The organism is Micromonospora tarapacensis, from assembly GCF_019697375.1.
GTDB lineage: Bacteria > Actinomycetota > Actinomycetes > Mycobacteriales > Micromonosporaceae > Micromonospora > Micromonospora tarapacensis.
On sequence record NZ_JAHCDI010000004.1, the window covers coordinates 3,978,272 to 3,996,581 of the forward strand.

Genomic DNA, 18,310 nt, shown 5'->3' on the forward strand with positions numbered 1-18,310 from the left:
GTCACCGTCCCATTCGGGCCCGGACGAACTCCGGCACGGCGGCCAGGCCGGTGACCGGACGGAAGGCCCGCGCCGCGTTGACCAGGGCGGCGTACTCGTCCTCGGTAAGGTCGATCTCCGCGGCGGCGGCGTTGCGCTCCACCTGCGCCACGCTCGACGCACCGGGAATGGCCACCACGTTCGGGTGGCGCAGCACGTACGCCAGGGCGATCTGGCTCGGCGTGGCATCGTGCGCGGCGGCCACCTGACGCAGTGTCTCGATCAACGCGGCGCCGCGTTCCAGGTTCTCCGGCAGGAAGTGCGGGTTGGCCCGGCGCACCGCGCCGACCGGCGGATGGTCGGCGTCGTACCGCCCGGAGAGGAACCCCTGCGCCAGCGGACTGTACGCGATGACCAACCGGCCGGCCTGCTCCGCGTACGGCAGCAGATTCTCCTCCGGTTTGCGGTCGAGCATGCTGTAGCGAACCTGGTTGCTCAGCACCCGCCGACCCAACGCGGCCTCGGCCACCTGCCAGCGGCGCAGGCTGTAGTTGCTCACCCCCACCTCGCCGACCAGGCCGACGTCCTGCAACGCCCGCATGCCCCGCATGGTCCGGTGGTCGCCGACCACGGGGTTGTGATGGTGCAACTGGTAGAGGTCGATGCTGCTGACGCCGAGCCGGGCCGCCGAGGCGACCGCCCGCTGCTGCACCACCGACGCCACCGGCAGCACCGGGAAGATCTTGGTGGCCACGGTCACCTTGTCCCGGTCGGCGGCCAGTGCCGCGCCCAGGATCCGTTCGCTGCGGCCGAAGCCGTACAACTCGGCGGTGTCGAAGACGGTGACGCCCAGCTCGACCGCGCGTCGGACGATGTCCGCCGCCAACCGCTCGTAGTCAGGGCCGTAGCCCCACTCGCGCGAACCGAACTGCCAGGTACCGAGGCCGATCTTGGACAGGGGTTTCGGGGTGTCGAGCCGCACGTAGCGCATGCCGTCGACGCTACCCGCCGCAGACCACGACGACCGCCGATCCGCTGCGCGACCGCGACTATCCGTGACCCACGCCGGTGTCGCCACCATCCTCCCTGCGGGCAAGGGTCAAGGGGTGACGAGTCACGGTGACGTCCAGTTCGACCGCGCCGGGCGTCCGGCCCGGACGGGTGTCGCGCGTCCGGCCTCGGGCTATGGTCATGATCGTGACCTACCTCGCCGACGACACGCGTTACGACCAGATGCCCTACCGGCGCAGCGGAGCCAGCGGGCTGCGCCTGCCGGCGATCTCGCTCGGACTGTGGCACAACTTCGGGCCGGATCGTCCCTTCGAGCGCCAGCGGGACATCGTCCGGCGCGCCTTCGATCTCGGCGTCACCCACTTCGACCTGGCCAACAACTACGGGCCACCGCCCGGTGCCGCCGAGGAGAACTTCGGCCGGATGCTGGCCGGTGACCTCGGGCCGTACCGGGACGAGCTGATCATCTCCAGCAAGGCCGGCTATCTGATGTGGCCCGGCCCGTACGGCGAGTGGGGCTCCCGCAAGAACCTGGTCTCCTCGCTCGACCAGTCACTGCGTCGGCTCGGCCTGGACTACGTGGACATCTTCTACAGCCACCGGTACGACCCGGACACGCCGCTGGAGGAGACGATGGGTGCCCTGGACGCCGCCGTCCGATCCGGCAAGGCGCTCTACGTCGGCATCTCCAACTACAACTCCGAGCAGACCCAGCGGGCCGCGGCGATCCTTCGCGACCTGGGTACGCCGCTGCTGATCAACCAACCCGCCTACTCCATGTTCAACCGCTGGACGGAGGAGGACGGCCTGCTCGACACGCTGGAGCGCGTCGGAGCGGGCTGCATCGCGTACAGCCCGCTGGCCCAGGGCCTGCTCACCGACCGATACCTCGACGGCATCCCCGCCGACTCCCGGGTGCGCACCAGCGTCTTCCTCTCGGAGAACGACGTCAGCTCGCAGCGGCTGGCGACGATCCGGGCCCTGGCCGCCGTCGCCGAGCGGCGTGGGCAGTCCCTGGCGCAGCTCGCGCTCGCCTGGGCGTTGCGGGACCCCCGGATGACCAGCCTGATCATCGGCGCCAGCAGTGTCTCCCAGTTGGAGGCGAACATCGCCGCCGTGGAGGGCCTCGACCTGACCGCCGAGGACCTGGCCGAGATCGACGTCCAGTTGGGCTGACGGCGACCGAGGCGTCCCACCGGGCGAGGCGCGGTCCGGGTCGACGGCGGTCGGCGGACAGGACGCAAGACCCTGCCCCCGCCCGGCAGCCCGCCGTAGCGTGAGGGGCGGAGGTGGCCGATGCGAGTGGCGGTGTTCAGCACGAAGCCGTACGACCGGGAGTTCCTCACCGCGGCCAACGCCGCGACGGGTCACGAACTCACCTTCCTGGAGGCCCGGCTCACCGCGCAGACCGCTCGGCATCGTCGGCACCGGACGGATCGGTGTCTGCGTCGCCCAGATCATGGCCGGCTTCGGCTGTCGGGTGCTGGCCAGCGACCCGTACCCGAGCGACGCGGCGACCGCCGCCGGGGCCGAGTACGTCCCGCTGGAACGGCTGCTCGCCGAGTCGCACGTCGTCACCCTGCACTGCCCGCTCACGCCGGAGACCCGGCACCTGATCGACGCCGAGCGGATCGGCCTGCTCCGCGACGGCGTCATGCTGATCAACACTGGCCGGGGGCGCTGATCGACACCCGGGCCGTGATCGACGGGCTGAAGAGCGGACGGATCGGCTATCTGGGTCTCGACGTGTACGAGGAGGAGGACGACCTGTTCTTCGAGGACCGCTCCGAACGGATCCTCAGCGACGACGACTTCGCCCGGCTCACCACCTTTCCCAACGTGCTGGTCACCGGGCATCAGGCGTTCTTCACCGAGGACGGCCTGCACAACATCGCCGCCACCACCGTCGCCAACCTCACCGCCGTCGACCGCACCGGCCCCGGCGTCGTCACCGGCCCCGCCCGCGTCTGCTGACCGGCGGGACGGCCGTTCCCTCGCCGCCGGAACCGGGACGGCCGTCAGCGCTGGATGGACTTGGTCTCCAGGAACTCCTCAAGACCCTGGCGGCCGAACTCGCGGCCGTTGCCCGACTGCTTGTAGCCGCCGAACGGGGCGTACGGGTTCCACTGGCCGGCGTTGACGTCGACCTGGCCGGCGCGCAGCCGCCTGGCCACGGCGAGGGCGTGCTCGGGCTCACCGAAGACGCCGCCGGTGAGGCCGTACGGGGTGCCGTTGGCGATCTCGACCGCCTCGTCCTCGTCGAGGTACGGGATGATCGTCAGGACCGGCCCGAAGATCTCCTCCTGGGCGATCACCGAGTTCGGGTCGACGTTGGCGAAGACGGTGGGCCGGACATAGGCGCCCTTCTCCAGCCCCTCCGGCCGGCCGGGGCCACCGAACACCAGCCTCGCCCCGTCGGCGACGCCGCGCCGGATGTAGCCGTCGACCTTCGCCCGGTGCGCCTCGGAGGCCATCGGGCCGATCCGGGTCGCCTCGTCGGTCGGCTCGCCGACGGTGTACTGCCTGGCGGTGGCCACCACCAGCGCCACGATCTCGTCGTGCCGCGACGCCGGTACGAGCATCCGGGGCCAGGCTCCGCAGACCTGTCCGCCGTTGGCGAACGCCATCATCACGCCGGTCTCGACCGCCCTGGGCAGATCCGCGTCGTCAAGGACCACGTTGGCGCCCTTGCCGCCGAGTTCGAGCGCGACCCGCTTGACCGTCTCGGCGGCCACGGCGGAGATGCGCCGGCCGGCCCGGGTGGAGCCGGTGAAGGAGACCATGTCGATGTCCGGGTGCGCGGAGATGGCCTCGCCGACCACCGCTCCGGTGCCGTACACCACGTTGAAGACCCCGGCCGGCAGGCCCGCCTCGGCCGTGACCTCGGCGAGGATCCGCGCGGTCAGCGGCGCCACCTCGGACGGCTTGAAGACCATGGTGTCACCGGCGACCAGCGCGGGAGCCAGCTTCGACACGACCTGCTGCAACGGGAAGTTCCACGGCGTGATCGCGCCGACCACGCCGATCGGCTCGCGCACGACCAGCGATGTCCCCACCTCCTCGGTCCAGGCGAAGTCATCGGCCAACGTGGCGAACGACTCGACGACGGCGACCGGGAAGCCGACCTGAGCGGCCCGGGACATGGTCAGGGGGGAGCCCATCTCGGCGGTGATCGCGGCGGCGATCTCCTCGCCCCGGGCCCGCAGGCCCGCGCCGATGCGCCGCAGCACGGCGGCCCGCTCGGCGGGCGGGTGGCCGCCCAGCCGGGGAAGGCGGCCCGGGCGGCGGCGACGGCACGGTCGACGTCGGCGGTGGTGCCGGCCGGTACCTCGGCGACGATCTCCCCGGTCGCCGGGTTGACGACGCTGGTGGTGTCGGCGGATCCGGCGGGGACCACCTCGCCGTTGATCCAGTGTCCGGTGGGTGTGTGGGTGTCGGTAGTCATGGATCCGAGTCTTGGCTGCTCACGGCGCCTCAGCCAGGCACAACCGATCCCTGGACAGCCGGCCCCGCCGGCCGCCCCCGATCCCCGGACAACCGGAACATGGCTGACCACCGCCGGTCGATGCCAGGGTGGCGACCGGCGGTCACGGCGACGGGGAGGTCGCGGCATGCTGCCGGGCCGGACCCCGGAAACAGTCCCGAGCCGGCGCGTGTTGACCGGAGGGTGCGACCCACGGCACGGCCGCAGGCGCATCGGCGACCAGGAGGCGGAAGGAGTCGCCATGGACCGCGTACGACTGGCCGAGTTCCTCCGGACCCGGCGCGAGGCGCTACAGCCGGAGGACGTCGGGCTGCCCCGTGGGCAGCGGCGGCGGCGCACCGGCGGGCTACGGCGCGAGGAGGTCGCCGCGCTCAGCGACATGTCGACCGACTACTACAGCCGGATCGAGCAGCAGCGCGGGCCGCACCCCTCCGAGCAGATGCTCGCCTCGATCGCCCGCGGGCTGCGGCTGTCCCTGGCGGAGCGGGACCACCTGTTCCGGCTCGGCGGATACCCCACGCCGCAGCGGGTGCGCCGCAACGACCACCTCAACCCCGGGATGATGCGCGTCTTCGACGGCCTCGGCGACGCCGCCGCCCAGGTGGTGAGCGACCTCGGCGAGACGCTGGCGCAGACCCGGCTGGCAAGTGCGCTGCTCGGCGACGAAACCGCCTACACCGGCCTCGCCCGCAGCCTGCACTACCGCTGGTTCACCGATCCGGACACCCGGCGCATCCATCCCGAACCGGACCATGCCCGGCACAGCCGACTCGTCGCCGCAGACCTGCATCGCGCGTACACCAGGGACGGGCGGCACTCCCGGGCAGCGGAGATCGTCGACGCGCTGCTCACCGGCAGCCCGGAGTTCGTCGAGTTGTGGGGCGAACATCCGGTGACCGGCCCGTACTGCGCGCCGAAGCGGATCCAGCATCCGCAGCTCGGGCTCCTCGAACTGCACTGCCAGGTCCTCGTCGACCCCGACCAGTCGCAGTTGTTGCAGGTCTTCACCGCGACCCCGGGCACCGAGAGCCACGAGAAGCTCCAGCTCCTCTCGGTCGTCGCCGGCCAGCAGCTCTGACCCCGCAGTCCCGGGCGACCCCTGATCAGGATTCCGACCGGACGGAGCAGCGGACCTGACCGGTGGCCGGCCACCGCCCGTCACGGGCGGTGGCCGGCCACGCGGGTGTCACCGGTTGGCGCAGTAGCCGATGCTGAAGGTGCGGGCGCCCGGTGCCAGGGTCCGGTTCCAGTCCACGCCACCGATCTGGTAGCCGCCGTCGGTGAGGTGTTCCCGTTCGAAGTTCCACGCGGTGTAGATGTCGCCGTCCAGATCGACGATGGCGGTCCACTCGACGGGCTTGTCGCTGTTGTTGGTAGCGGTGATGGTGGCGCAGTAGCCGCCGCCGCTGTCGGAGTTCCACTCGGTGAACCTGGCCAGCGTGACGTCCACGTTCGAGCCCTGCACCAGCCGGCCGACGCCCCACCGGGCGGTGCTCTGGTAACCCACGCCGTTCTGCTCGGCCCAGTTGCGGATCGCCGTACGGGCGCCGTCCGACGCGTCGTTGACCTGGAAGTCCAGGCCGTGGAACGTGTCGAGGCCACCGTATTCGAGCAGGCTGATCGCCGCCTCGACGGTGTAGCCCGTCTCGGTGCGCACGACCGCGCTGTCCAACCGGCCCGCCTGGAACGCCTCGTCACCGGTGCCGAACGAGACGACGTTGTCGGCGTTGATCCGGATCTGGGTGTCGTCGTAGCGGTAGGCGCCGTTCTTGGCGTTGCCGGCGTCGACGTAGATCTCGACCGAGTCCTGGGTCCACGGATCGGAACCGGAGACGTCCACCACCGGGTCGGTGACCTCGGCCAGCACGTAGAGCGTCTGGTCCCGCCAGAGGGTACGGAACTTTCCGATCGCGCCGTCGGTGCCGGAGACCTCCTTGGTCGTGGTCACCGCGGTGGCGTGGGCCCAGCCGGTGTCGACCGCGCCGTCGATGACCGGCGCGCCGGCGGTCTCCCGCACCTCCAGGTAGGACAGTTCCTCGACCAGGGTGAGGGTGCCGACCGCTCCCGGGGTGTTCCAACCGGACGTGGCGCCGTTGTCGCTGACCTGCACGTCCAGGGTGGGCGTGGCGCCCTCGGCGGCACCGGTCAGCGGCAGGTGGGCGACCAGGTGGTAGCCACCGTCCCGCTCGGCCGCGACGGCCGGCACGTCACCGCCGCCGTCGCGGGAGACCTGGTACGTCTCGCCGTCCAGGACGAAGCTCACCCGGTCGTCGGCGGAGACCGTGGCGTCGGTGACCGTGACGTAGCCGGTCAGCTGCTCCGGGGCCCAGCGCAGCTGGAACCGGGCCGTGTCCTCCACCGGATGCAGCGGGAGCTTGCGCCAGGTCGGATCCGTCGGTGCGCCGGCGGTGAGGGCGACGTCACCGGCGAAGACGTTGGCGGTACGCAGCCGGGCGGGCAGTTCGCCGTCCACCGCCCCGTGGTAGGCGGGCTTGGCCCGCAGGGTGTCGTCGAACAGCAGCGGTGCGCCGTTGCCCGACCGCCACGAGCGGCCGTCGGTGAGGCCCCACACCGTCACGGCCAGCAGGTCGTCGGTATGCGCCCGGAAGATCCGGAAGGCGTCCCGGTAGTAGTAGCCCTGCTCGATCAGGTTCGCCTGGGTGACCGGGGTGCCCGTGGTGACGTCGAGTTCGGTGACGGCCTGGGTCACCGGCAGGTCGACGAACGCCTCCAGCGCGGCCTCCAGGCTGCCGACCGGCGTGGCCAGCGAGACGTGGAACTGGTGGCCCACCCCGTCGACCGGCACGCCACGTGCGAGCAGCCGATCGACGAGCGCCCGGTAGCGGGCCTGCTTGCCACTCTGCTCGGTGTTGTAGTCGTTGATGAACAGGGTGACCGGGTCGCTGCCCTCGACCGCGTGGACGTCGTTGAACGCCTCGTCCGCGTACTCGAACGTCAGGTCGATGAAGCTCTCCCCGAGGATCCGGTACCACTCGCTGCGGCGCAGACCGTCGGCGTGCTCTCCGCTGTCGCTTACCACCTCGTTGACCGCGTCGAAGGCGTACAGCGGGTTGGTGGCGGAGCCGAACGCGCCGTACCGCTCGCTCAGCGACCCGGCGACGTCGAAGATGTGGGTCCGCAGCCGGTCGCGCAGCAGCTGCTGGTGTGTCGCGGACGTGGTCAGCGGCTCACCCGCCGAGTCCTGGAAGAACCAGGCCGGGGTCTGGCTGTGCCAGACCAGCACGTGGCCGTAGACGCGCAGGTCGTTGTCCCGGGCGAAGTCCATCAGCGCGAGCGCCTGCTCGTGCGGGCGGAAGGCGCCCTCGTCGTCGTACCACGCCTCGGGCTTCATGTGGTTCTCTGCCGTGATCTGGTTGAAGTGCCGGGTCAGCAGCTCGGCCGCACCGCCCACCGTCTCCCGGCTGTCGATCGCCACGCCGACCGGGAACTCGGTGGTCTCGTGGATGCCGGTGAGGTCCTCGATGACCGGCTGCTCGGGCACCCGTACGACGATGTCGTCGATGAGGAAGTCGCTGGTGTTGCCGGCCACGTCCGCACCCTGCCAGCGGGTCTCGAAGTAGAGCAGCGCGCTGTCCGCCACCGGCATGGTGAAGCGGGCGGTCACCTCCGTCCACCCGGTGCTGGTGACGGTCTCGAACTGGGCGAGGGTGCTGAACGACTGGCTGCCGTCGGCGGTGCTGGCCAGGCTGAGCCAGATCTGGTCGGTCGGCTGGCCCTCGGCGAACCGCAGCCAGGCACCGAACTCGTAGGTCACCCCCGCCTCGAAGAGACCGGACACGTCACGACCGATGCCGGCACCCTGGTTGATCCGGTCGGTGACCAGCGCGGCGGCCTCGCCGCCGTGCGCGACATCGGTGATCTCGACCGTGGGGGCACCCGGGCCGCTGTCGCGCGGGCTCCAGCCGTCGAGCCCGTCCTCGAAGTCGGTGTCGATGACGACGGTGCCCGGTTCCGGCCCGCCACCGCCACCGTCCGGCCCGGTGATCAGGATGTTGTCGACGAGGAACGGGATGTCCTCCGCCGCCTCGACGTAGACGGTGGCGGAGCTGAGCCCTTCGGGCAGCACGTAGTCGCCGCCGATCTGGACCCAGCCGTCCGCGCTGGTGGGCACGTCGCCGCCGATCCAGGTGTAGGTGTTGTCGCCACCGGCGGCCGGTGTCGCCTCGACGGTGAAGTGCACACCCGCGGTCCCCTCGGTGCCGGCCGGCAGCTTCACCCAGGCGGTGACCGTGTACGGCGTACCGGGTTGGAACAGTGCGGTCGCGCTCGTCGCCGGGCCCTGCCAGTTGGCGGTGCGGCCGGTGACGGACAGGCTGCTGTCGCTCTCGTGGCCCTCGTCGGCGATGGCGAGCGTCACGTCACCACGTGGCCCCCACGGGGCGTACGAGCCGGACTCGAAGTCGTTGGACAGGACGACCTCCGCGGCGACTGCCGGGGTGGGTGCCGCGGTGACGGCCGCGACGAGCAGGCTCGAACAGAGTACGGCGAGGGTTCGCGACCGGCGTCGTGATCGATGGGAAGAATTCCAGAGGCGCATCGGTGGTCCCTTACGCGAATGCGGCGGTGGTGGGGTCTGCCTGGCATCCACTCCTCCGGGGATCCAAGCGCGTGCATGCTATGCCGAGACCAGCGCGGTGGCCAGGACTTCCGGAAGTCGGCGGCCTGCCCGCGCCGGAGCACCACCGCCAGGGCGGCCGGCTCGGTCAGGCGGAGGCCGACCGCACCTGGAACTCCACCTCGGCGACGACCCGCCAGACCTGGGCCGCGAGCCAGTCGTTCAGCTGGTCCAGGCCGACCTCGTCCTGGTGGTCGAACCACCAGACGATGCCGGCGTCGACCATGCCGACGACGCTGGCGACCACGTACGCGGGCAGGTGCGCCTCGTATCCGGCGGCGCGCAGGTTGGCCTCGGCCGCCTCGGTGAGCTCGGGGACGGCCTGCGTGCTGCCGAGGCGCGCCCGGAAGCGGTAGAGGTTCGGATGGTCCACGGCCCAGCTCAACACCTGGCCGATGACGCCGTGCACCACCTCGGGCGGCGCGCCCGGGGCCGACAGCGACGGGCGGATCCACGCGCTCAGCAGGCGTGCCGCGTGCCGGGCGACGGCCTGGTCGAGGTCGTCCCTGCTGGTGAAGTGGCGGTAGACGTGCGGCCTGGGGAGCCCGGCCCGGTCGGCCACCGTGCCCAGCCCGGTGTCGGTGCCGTGTTCCTCGATCGCGCGGGCGGCGGCTTCCACGATCAACTGTCGTCGCCGGGCCCGCTCGTGGGGGCGCCGCCGGCGCGGCGGGCGGCGATGGTGTCCCGATTCATCGCCGTGTCGCTCACCCGGCCACTGTAGCGGCTCGGTACCCTTGATTGGGTACGAGCTGTACCCACAATCGTCCCCGCGAGGTAGCCATGCCCAGTCAAGCGCCCGGCCCCGTCGACCCCGCCCGCCTGCGGGAAGTGCTCGACGGGTCGTGGGCCGAGGTCCGCAAGGCGCACCGGGACCACCTCGACACGCGCTTCCTTCCCGTGTACGGCGAGACCGGCGACCAGGCACGTGAGCGGATCACCAGGCTGCTCACCCAACTCCCCGTCGAGCTGGGTGTCGCATCGGCCTTCCCCACCGAGTACGGCGGCAGATCCGACGTCGGCGGTTCGATCGTCGCCAGCGAGATGCTGGCACAGGTCGATATGTCGCTGATGGTCAAGGCGGGCGTGCAGTGGGGCCTGTTCGGCGGTGCCGTGATGGCCCTCGGCACCCGGCGGCACCACGACGCCCATCTTCGGGACATCATCGCCGCCAGGACCTTCGGCTGCTTCGCGATGACCGAGACCGGTCACGGCTCCGACGTCCAGCAGCTGCGCACCACCTGCACGTACGACCCGCAGACGCAGACCTTCGACCTGCACACCCCGCACGAGGCGGCCCGCAAGGACTACATCGGCAACGCGGCCCGGGACGGGCGGATGGCGGTGGTCTTCGCGCAATTGACCACCAGGGGACGGCGGCACGGCGTACACGCCTGGCTGGTGCCGATCCGCGACGCGCAGGGCAACCCGATGCCCGGCGTGACCATCGGCGACGCCGGGCCCAAGGCCGGCCTGCTCGGCGTGGACAACGGACGGCTCACCTTCGACCACGTACGGGTGCCGCGGGACATGCTGCTCGACCGGTACGGTCAGGTCGCGCCGGACGGCACGTACTCCAGCCCGATCGAGAACGACTCCCGGCGCTTCTTCACCATGCTCGGCACCCTGGTCCGCGGCAGGGTCAGCGTGGGCGGCGCCGCGTCGGCGGCCACCAAGTCGGCGCTGACCATCGCGGTCCGCTACGGCGACATCCGCCGCCAGTTCAGCGCGCCCGACACCGATCGCGAGGTACCGCTCAACGACTACCTGGCCCACCAGCGCAAGCTGCTGCCGGCCCTGGCCACCACGTACGCGCTCCACTTCGCCCAGGCCGAACTGGTCGCCGCGCTCAGCGCGGTGCAGGGCGGCGACGGCCCGCTCGACGAGCACCGGCAGCGCGAGCTGGAGTCCCGGGCCGCCGGTCTCAAGGCCGCGCAGACCTGGCACGCCACCCGCACCATCCAGATGTGCCGCGAGGCGTGCGGCGGCGCCGGCTACCTGGCCGAGAACCGGCTGCCCAGCCTCAAGGCCGACACCGACGTCTTCACGACCTTCGAGGGCGACAACACGGTGCTGCTACAGCTGGTGGCCAAGGGGCTGCTCACCGGCTACCGGGACGGCTTCGGCTCACTGGACGGCTGGGGGCGGGCCTCCTTCGTCGCCGAACAGGTCCGCGAGATGGTGCTCGAACGCACCGCCGCGCGGTCGGTCATCCAGCAGTTGGTGAGTGCCGTGCCCGGCCGCGACGACGAGGTCGCCGTCACCGACCGCGGCTGGCAACTCAAGGCGTTCGAGGACCGCGAGAACCATCTCCTCGACGGCGCGATCCGCCGCCTGCGCAACGGTGCGACGGTCAAGAAGGACCGCCCGTTCGACATCTTCAACGACGTCCAGGACCATGTCCTCACGGTCGCCACGGCGCACACCGACCGGGTCACCCTGGAGGCGTTCGTCGCCGCCATCGAGAGCACCGCGGACCCGGCCGTCCAGGCGCTGCTCTCCCGCGTCTGTGACCTCTACGCGCTCAGCGTCATCGAGGCCAACAAGGGGTGGTTCCTGGAACACGCCCGACTCACGCCGGCCCGCTCCAAGGCGATCACCGCGGTGGTGAACGACCTGCTCAAGGAGTTGCGCCCGGAGATGCGGACGCTCGTGGACGGCTTCGCCGTCCCGGACACCTGGCTGCACTGCGCCATGCTGCGCGAGGAACCCGGCCGGCAGGAGGCCATGGCGGCCGAGGACGGCGCCGCTGCTGCGCAGGCAGTCCCGGCGTAGGCGACTCCGACTCCTCGCCGGCCTTGCGGGTCACCCGTCGCACGTGCGTCCGTGTTCCGCACCGGGTTTGATGGAGACATCGAAACCTGGGATGAACACCAGCAATGCCCGCACCGAAGAAGTACAACGACGAGCTGCGTGAACGCGCTACCCGGTTGGCGGTCGAGGCCCGCCGGGATCCAGCCAGCGCGGTCGGCGCGATCCGGCGGATCGCCGGGCAGCTCGGGGTTCATCCGGAAGCGTTGCGCACGTGGGTGAAGAAGGCCGAGACCGACGCCGGTGAGCGCCACGGCATCGCCAGCAGCGACGCCGAACGCCTCGCCGCGCTGGAAGGGGAGAATCGCGAGTTGCGGCGGGCGAACCAGATCCTGCGCTCCGCGGCCTCTTTCTTCGCCGCGGAACCGGACCGTCCGTCGCGATGAAAATCGAGTTCGTCGACTCCCAGCGGGAGCACCACGGTGTCCAGTCGGTCTTGCGGGCGCTTGAAGACACGGCGGCGCAGATCGCACCGTCGACCTACTACGCCGCCAAGACCCGCCCCGCCCGCGTCCGCTCCCGACGCGATGAGGAGCTGACCGCGCTGATCGAGCGGATCCACCAAGAGAACCTATGGTGTCTACGGCGCCCGCAAGATCTGGCACGAGCTACACCGCCAAGGCGTACTGACCTGGTCGAACGGGACTTCACCGCAGCCGGCCCGAACCAGCTGTGGGTCGCCGACCTGACCCACGTGCGCACGAGTGTGGGCCGGGTCTACGCCGCGTTCGTCCTCGACGTGTACTACCGCCTGGTCGTCGGCCGGCAGGTATCCACGTCGCGGTCAGTCATCGATGTGGACCGAGTCTCCGACTGCGATATGGCCGGGTTCGACGGTTGTGCCGTAGACACCGAGGGATACCTGGCGATGCCGGGCGACCGCCCGCAAAACGGTCGGATCACGCACCGCGGTCGCGGGATTGACGTTGACGACTGCACAACGCTGGTCGCGCGCATCAACACGCATCCGCATCCGACCCACGCACAGCACACGGCCGACCCAGGCGTCCTCGGGGAAGGCCGTTCGATCAGCCGCATCGATGACCAGGTTCGGGCGGAAGCGCAGGACATCGAGTTCCGTACCGACCAACGCGCTGACGCCGGCGACGGACTGGGTCGTGATAACCGACAACGGCATGGCATCGAAGATCCCGCGGTCCTGCTTGATCACCCGGATGCCGTCGCCCAGCTCGTCCGCCAGCGCTGGATCGACCACGTCGAACGTCTCACCGGACGGCGTACGCACCAGGGTGCACGACGCGTCGGGTCGGTCCGGTTCCACGAACCACGGCTGGTACCGCACCATGTCCGGACGCCGGGAGATCGTCAGCCAGGGAGTACCGCTGCGGACCTGACCATCGCGGATGAATGCCCACCGACGGTCACCAGCCAGGCCGTGCCAGGAGGCATGAACCTCACGCAGCCCTTCCGGGCCCATGGACTTGACCGGGAAACGCCACAGCCCCGCCACCCGACCCAGCAGCCGACGGCGCTCGCCACTCGACCCATCTGGTCCTGCATCAACAACGGTCACAGCCACCTCCAGAGTCGGAGGCGCCCTTGAGGTCACACCGAAGTGGAGCGTGGCGGACACCGTCCGTCGCAGCGCCTCTCCACCCGGCCCCGCCGACAAGCGGCATGACAGCCGCGCCAGCAGGCGAGTGGGCTCACTCTCGCATGCCCGATCCCGGTCGGCAACACCCCCTGTCGCAGAGACGGCCATCCCCATCCAGAGCTGCGCGCCGCAGCGGAACGTCGTGGCCCGGTACGACTTCGCAGTATCCGCTTTAGGACGCGAACCAGCACGAGGCCGGCGACACCTGACGGTCATGCAACGAAGAGAACGAGTGCGTTGACGGAACGTCGCTCGACACTGGAGACCGGCTCACCATGAATGACGAGCCCATCGCCGCAGATCCGGATGCCGCCGCTTTCCCCCGCTCGACATGGGTGCGAGCGGACGCGGATTGGTCTTGTACTTGCGGTCACGATCGAACAGCAGTTCCTCGGCCTTGCATGGAGGATCGGGATCGGCATCGACGTCTCGCTTCTGGATGGGGACGAGGTCGTCTCTGTTACCCGCCGAACTTGTGGGCGTTGAATTGCGTGACGGAGCGCAGGTACCAGCTACGCAAACCGTTCCCGGTCGTCAGATGTCCTTTACGCCTACCAGCTCAAGTGCCCGAACTCGTCGGTGAACGTCCCGGTTGGGCCGTCCGGGTCGAGCGTGGCGAGGCGTACGACTGTCTTGGCGCTTTCCGTTACTGATCTTCCGACTCCGAAGGCGGCGGTCATGTCGGTGGCGGTGGTGCCGGGTTCTAGTGCGTTGAACTTGATCCCTGGATGGGATTTGGCGTACTGGACGCTGAGCATGGTGGCTGCCGACTTGGATGCCGCGTAGAGCGCTAGCGGCATGTTGAACTCCGGCCGGTCGGGATTGGTCACCGCCCAGAAGGAACCCATGCTGCTCGAAAGGGTGACCACCGTGGGATTTGAGGACTTTTTCAGCAGAGGCAGGGCCGCCTCCGTGACTCGGACGATTCCCACGGCATTCGTGTCGAACACGCGCAGGGCTGCAGGCCCGTCCATGGCTCCGGCACTTAGGATGCCCGCGTTGTTCACCAGTACGTCGAGTCGACCCTCGGTGGAGTCGATCGTCGCCAGCGCATCGCTCACCGACGCGTCGTCGGTAACATCCAGCTGCACGAATCGTGCACCTAGCGCCGCTGCGGCCTCCTCGCCCCGTTCGGCGTCGCGTGCGCCGACGTACACGCGGTGACCCAGTTCGTGAAGCTGTCTGGCTGTCTCGAAACCGATGCCTTTGTTCGCGCCGGTGATCAAGGTGACGGTCATGAGTCTCCTCTAGGTACGCGGACCGTCGCGAACCATCGGCAGGGCGACCGGTTACGCGAGCGCGGCACCTTTTGTACCGCTCGGTTACTCAGCCACGATAGCAGGTTTTGTACTGATCGGTCGACAAGTCGGGCCACGTACCGTACCGATCGGTAGACTCGTTCTCATGGGCATCGAGACGCCTCGCACCGGACGACCGAGAGCCTTCGACGAGGAGACGGTCCTCCACCGCGCCACCGAGGTCTTCTGGCGCTACGGCTACGAGGGCGCGTCGCTGAGCGCCCTCACCAGCGCGATGGGCATCAACCGCCCGAGCCTGTACGCCACGTTCGGCAGCAAAGAGCAGCTTTTCCGACGCGCCTTCGCCCGCTACCACGAGACGCAGGTGGCCAACGCTCGCACGGCACTCGATCAGCCCACCGCACATGCCGCCATCGAAGCTTTCCTGCGCTCCAGCGCCGACGGCCTCACCGCCGATGATCACCCCGCAGGCTGCCTCTCCATCCAGGGAGGTCTGGCCTGCTCGCCGGAGAACAACCGCATATCTGAAATCCTGGCCGCAGGCCGGGCCGCCACCGAGTCCGCCCTCGAAAAACGACTGTCCCTAGCGGCACAGGAAGAAGACCTCCCGCAGGGCATGGATGCCCGGGCCCTGGCGCGATTCGTGATGGCGCTCAGCGAGGGCCACGCCGTCCACGCCGCCGCCGGCGCGAGCCGCGAAGACCTCCACGCCTCCATCGACATCGCCCTTCGAGCCCTCGCTCCCCAGTCTCGACCGCCGCTGCAGCCCTGAGTTCCGACGCCGCAGGTACCGATGAAGAGTCGCCTTGACGTCGAGGTCAGTCATGCCGGCCAGGCTCTCACCGCTGCGCTCGCCGCGGGGGCCTGCACGACCGCATTTCGAGCCGCGTGGTGACTGCTCTTGATCGGCCACCAGCCCAGACAGCGGCAGATTCGGTAGACCGTTGGGTGATGTGCGCTGCTGGGCGTTACGGCTGACCCAGCCCGGTAGAAGGCAATCCGCACGAGACTGCCATCCGCCTGTCAAATCGGGTCTTGAACGTCCGCATTGGTCTAGACGCTTCCATGGCCAGCCGGTGGCGGTCCAGTTCGCGACGGCGGTGGCGAGCGGCACGTCGAGGTTTGCCTGTCGGCCCGTACCCAGGACTGGGCTGTCACGTCGTACTCCTCGGAGGCTGGAGGGTATAGGTAGACGCAATCGATGACGTCGTCGTCGATCGTGTCGAGGACGGTGAAGGTGAACCCTTTGCCACTGCTGAAGTCGTCAGCATGACGGCGCAGATCGGAGAGATTCTCCTCGAGCGACATGCCGCTGGGTGGTGGTCAGTCGCCGTCCGGGCAACCCGGCGTGGTGCGGATGTGCTCGATGCTCGACATCCAGGCAGCATGATCCGCCTCGTTGTGCTGCGGACCCAGCGGTTCGAGGAGACCGTCGGTCGGCAACCACGGCGGGTGAGGCCGTCGCTATGGTGGTCGCACGCCTTCCCGCCGGTTGCGGGCGCGCGTTCGCCAGGACCTCTGAGCAGCTCGCGGCGCACGAGGCTGCCGCGCCGTCGCTCTCTACGAGGTGGCCGGTCTTCACCGCCGAACTCGCCGCGGCGCTCAGGGCCGAAGGCGAGGAACCGCTGGCGGAGCAGGTTGGGCGACTGCGAGTCGTGCAGACGTGCGGTTGCAGGGACGACTTCTGCCGGAGCTTCCGCACCGCGCCGAAGCCGGATGGTGCCTACGGCGACGGCCACCGCAACGTCTGCCTCGATGCACCATGGCCGAGCCACCCCATCCTCGACGTGGTCCACGACGAGATCAGATACGTCGAAGTACTGTACTGATCACCGCTGTACTGACCGCTTCCACACCCGCGCAGTCGGCGGCATGTTCGTGCGGCAGCGAGGGGCGACGCTATGCGGCACTTGCGCGGGTTCACGACGTGCCTGGGATGCCCTCGTCACGTGGGCGTGCCGGTTCGGTTGAGAGGGCTTTCGGTGGGTGTCGGCGCGGTGTGGCGGATGTCCGGCGGCGGGCACGGGATCAGGTGGTGACGACCTGACGTAGTTCGTCCGCGCCGGGGCCGTGCAGGTGCCCGATCCGCACGGTGCGTCCGGTGAGCAGGAGGAACAGGTCGGTCATGGTGCCTGTCACCTGGGCGCCGTTTCCGGTGGACCAGGCGTGGTCGGTTGCGGTGAGCCGGAACGTCGCCAGCGGCAGCGAGCGGAAGACTTTCGCGTTCCCGCGGCCGCGGTAGGAGATCACCCTGTCGGCGGCTTCGGCCACCTCGGCGGCGGGGACGCGGATCTCGCGGCCTAGCGGGATGGCCATGTCGAAGGTGTGGCCGACGGCGTCGATGAGCGACTCGCGGCAGGTCAGGCCGGGAAACGCGCGGTGCCGTCCGACCAGCAGGTCGAGCCTGTGCAGCAGCTGCCCGGAGTCGTGGCGTCGGGCGAGGTCAATCGAGCCCTCCCGGATGAGGCGGTTGGTCCCGCCTGGATGCCGGATGGCGAGTAGTGCCAGCTGCGGCATGCTCAGCAGCGGCATCGTCAGGTGCGCCGCGACGTCTCTGACCGTCCACCCCTCGCACAGCGAGGGGGTGTCCCACTCCTCCGGTGCCAGACCCGTCAAGAGATCCACGATAGCGCGGCGTCGCCGGTCGACGGCCGACCAGACCTCGGTGTCGCCCATGGGTCCGATCCCTTCATCCGACCGAATCTAGTACGATGATGGTACTAAAAACTGGTCCTGATCGGGACTACCTGGAAGGTCTGTGATGGAACGCGAGATCTCGTCCGGCTGGCTGATGTTCATCGGCTTCCGGTCGGCCGAGGACCGCATCGTCGCCGCAGTCGCCGAGGCCGGCTACGCCGACATCACCCGGGCGCAGGCCCGGCTGCTGGCGGGCATCGACCTGGACGGCACCAGGCTGGTCGTCCTCGCCGACCGCGCCCGGATCCCGAAACAGACCGCCCTCGCCCTGGTCAACGGTCTCGAGGCGGCCGGCTACGTGGAGCGGGTGCCAGATCCCTCCGACGGGCGAGCACGACTGATCCAGCTGACAGCACGCGGCCACGGCGTGTTGCCCGTCGCCATCGCCGAGGAAGCGCGGATCGAGGCCGACTGGCAGGCTGTCCTGGGCGTTCGACGAATGCGGGCACTCCGTGGGGCACTGTGGGAGCTGGCCTCTAACGCCGACCCGCACCTATACCCGCCCGAAGCCCCGCAGCGACAAAAGCCTGAGGGCGGACCCAACGGTTGACAACCGTAGGCCAGGAAGGCGGGACGCATCGCCGGATCCCTGCTCTCGCAGCTTCCGTGATCACTTATCCGCTCATCGGCTAGATCAGTGCACCGCCCGGATGCCAGCGGCAGTGATCAGCTTCTACGGAGGAGGGACACGGCACCGCAGTTGATGGCGAGATCGCTTGTCCGTGATCCACAAAGGCACCGGTTCTGACGAACACCCGCCGTGTGTGCGAGGCCCGTTGCGGAACGCAAAGGACCGGCATTCCCGGCACCTCACCGATGAC

At 69.7% G+C, this 18,310-nt stretch carries 13 protein-coding genes and 3 pseudogenes; 9 read left to right on the plus strand and 7 right to left on the minus strand.

Annotation, left to right across the window (positions count from 1 at the left end; all coding sequences use genetic code 11):
• Nucleotide 1: 1 nt before the first annotated feature.
• Nucleotides 2-970 carry an aldo/keto reductase gene (locus KIF24_RS23990; RefSeq protein WP_221085950.1) on the minus strand — a complete coding sequence of 323 codons (969 nt, stop codon included), beginning with the start codon at nt 968-970 and terminating at the stop codon, nt 2-4.
• A 200-nt stretch (nt 971-1,170) separates the two neighbouring features.
• Between KIF24_RS23990 and mgrA the strand changes: the two genes are divergently transcribed.
• Both mgrA and KIF24_RS24000 read left to right on the plus strand, forming a co-directional pair.
• Nucleotides 1,171-2,166: an L-glyceraldehyde 3-phosphate reductase gene (mgrA, locus tag KIF24_RS23995; RefSeq protein ID WP_221087525.1), complete on the plus strand. Its 996-nt coding sequence runs from the start codon at nt 1,171-1,173 to the stop codon at nt 2,164-2,166.
• 120 nt (nt 2,167-2,286) lie between these two features.
• Nucleotides 2,287-2,964: pseudogene (locus KIF24_RS24000) on the plus strand (NAD(P)-dependent oxidoreductase).
• A 44-nt stretch (nt 2,965-3,008) separates the two neighbouring features.
• On the opposite strand, the pseudogene KIF24_RS24005 reads toward KIF24_RS24000, so the two are convergent.
• Nucleotides 3,009-4,717, minus strand: a pseudogene (locus tag KIF24_RS24005) (aldehyde dehydrogenase family protein).
• Here KIF24_RS24005 and KIF24_RS24010 point away from each other — a divergent pair.
• Complete coding sequence (locus tag KIF24_RS24010; RefSeq protein WP_221085951.1) at nt 4,716-5,552, plus strand: helix-turn-helix transcriptional regulator; 837 nt, start codon at nt 4,716-4,718, stop codon at nt 5,550-5,552. The pseudogene KIF24_RS24005 and the gene KIF24_RS24010 sit on opposite strands and share 2 nt — an antisense overlap.
• Nucleotides 5,553-5,660: 108 nt before the next feature.
• Here the strand turns inward: KIF24_RS24010 and KIF24_RS24015 are convergent, their stop codons facing one another.
• The gene (locus KIF24_RS24015) at nt 5,661-9,032 is read right to left on the minus strand and encodes an endo-1,4-beta-xylanase (RefSeq protein WP_221085952.1); all 3,372 of its coding nucleotides are present in this window, start codon (nt 9,030-9,032) and stop codon (nt 5,661-5,663) included.
• Nucleotides 9,033-9,198: 166 nt separating this feature from the next.
• Nucleotides 9,199-9,729 carry a TetR/AcrR family transcriptional regulator gene (locus KIF24_RS24020; protein ID WP_331461393.1) on the minus strand — a complete coding sequence of 177 codons (531 nt, stop codon included), beginning with the start codon at nt 9,727-9,729 and terminating at the stop codon, nt 9,199-9,201.
• Between the two features lie 161 nt (nt 9,730-9,890).
• Between KIF24_RS24020 and KIF24_RS24025 the strand changes: the two genes are divergently transcribed.
• The 3 genes and pseudogenes from KIF24_RS24025 to KIF24_RS35190 form a co-directional block, all read left to right on the plus strand.
• Nucleotides 9,891-11,882 carry an acyl-CoA dehydrogenase family protein gene (locus KIF24_RS24025; protein WP_221085954.1) on the plus strand — a complete coding sequence of 664 codons (1,992 nt, stop codon included), beginning with the start codon at nt 9,891-9,893 and terminating at the stop codon, nt 11,880-11,882.
• 104 nt (nt 11,883-11,986) lie between these two features.
• Complete coding sequence (locus KIF24_RS24030) at nt 11,987-12,304, plus strand: transposase (protein WP_221085955.1); 318 nt, start codon at nt 11,987-11,989, stop codon at nt 12,302-12,304.
• A gap of 189 nt (nt 12,305-12,493) precedes the next feature.
• Nucleotides 12,494-12,607: pseudogene (locus tag KIF24_RS35190) on the plus strand (transposase); the annotation flags it as partial.
• 95 nt (nt 12,608-12,702) lie between these two features.
• Here KIF24_RS35190 and KIF24_RS24035 read toward each other — a convergent pair.
• Together KIF24_RS24035 and KIF24_RS24040 are read right to left on the minus strand one after the other, a co-directional pair.
• The gene (locus KIF24_RS24035) at nt 12,703-13,389 is read right to left on the minus strand and encodes an MOSC domain-containing protein (protein WP_221085956.1); all 687 of its coding nucleotides are present in this window, start codon (nt 13,387-13,389) and stop codon (nt 12,703-12,705) included.
• Between the two features lie 695 nt (nt 13,390-14,084).
• The gene (locus tag KIF24_RS24040; RefSeq protein WP_221085957.1) at nt 14,085-14,771 is read right to left on the minus strand and encodes an SDR family NAD(P)-dependent oxidoreductase; all 687 of its coding nucleotides are present in this window, start codon (nt 14,769-14,771) and stop codon (nt 14,085-14,087) included.
• A 166-nt stretch (nt 14,772-14,937) separates the two neighbouring features.
• Between KIF24_RS24040 and KIF24_RS24045 the strand changes: the two genes are divergently transcribed.
• Together KIF24_RS24045 and KIF24_RS24050 are read left to right on the plus strand one after the other, a co-directional pair.
• The gene (locus tag KIF24_RS24045; protein WP_221085958.1) at nt 14,938-15,564 is read left to right on the plus strand and encodes a TetR/AcrR family transcriptional regulator; all 627 of its coding nucleotides are present in this window, start codon (nt 14,938-14,940) and stop codon (nt 15,562-15,564) included.
• 694 nt (nt 15,565-16,258) lie between these two features.
• A complete protein-coding gene (locus KIF24_RS24050; protein WP_221085959.1) occupies nt 16,259-16,621 on the plus strand; it encodes a hypothetical protein in 363 nt (120 codons plus the stop codon).
• Between the two features lie 199 nt (nt 16,622-16,820).
• Here the strand turns inward: KIF24_RS24050 and KIF24_RS24055 are convergent, their stop codons facing one another.
• Complete coding sequence (locus KIF24_RS24055) at nt 16,821-17,468, minus strand: maleylpyruvate isomerase family mycothiol-dependent enzyme (RefSeq protein ID WP_221085960.1); 648 nt, start codon at nt 17,466-17,468, stop codon at nt 16,821-16,823.
• A gap of 85 nt (nt 17,469-17,553) precedes the next feature.
• Between KIF24_RS24055 and KIF24_RS24060 the strand changes: the two genes are divergently transcribed.
• The gene (locus KIF24_RS24060; RefSeq protein ID WP_221085961.1) at nt 17,554-18,039 is read left to right on the plus strand and encodes a MarR family winged helix-turn-helix transcriptional regulator; all 486 of its coding nucleotides are present in this window, start codon (nt 17,554-17,556) and stop codon (nt 18,037-18,039) included.
• Nucleotides 18,040-18,310: the final 271 nt, after the last annotated feature.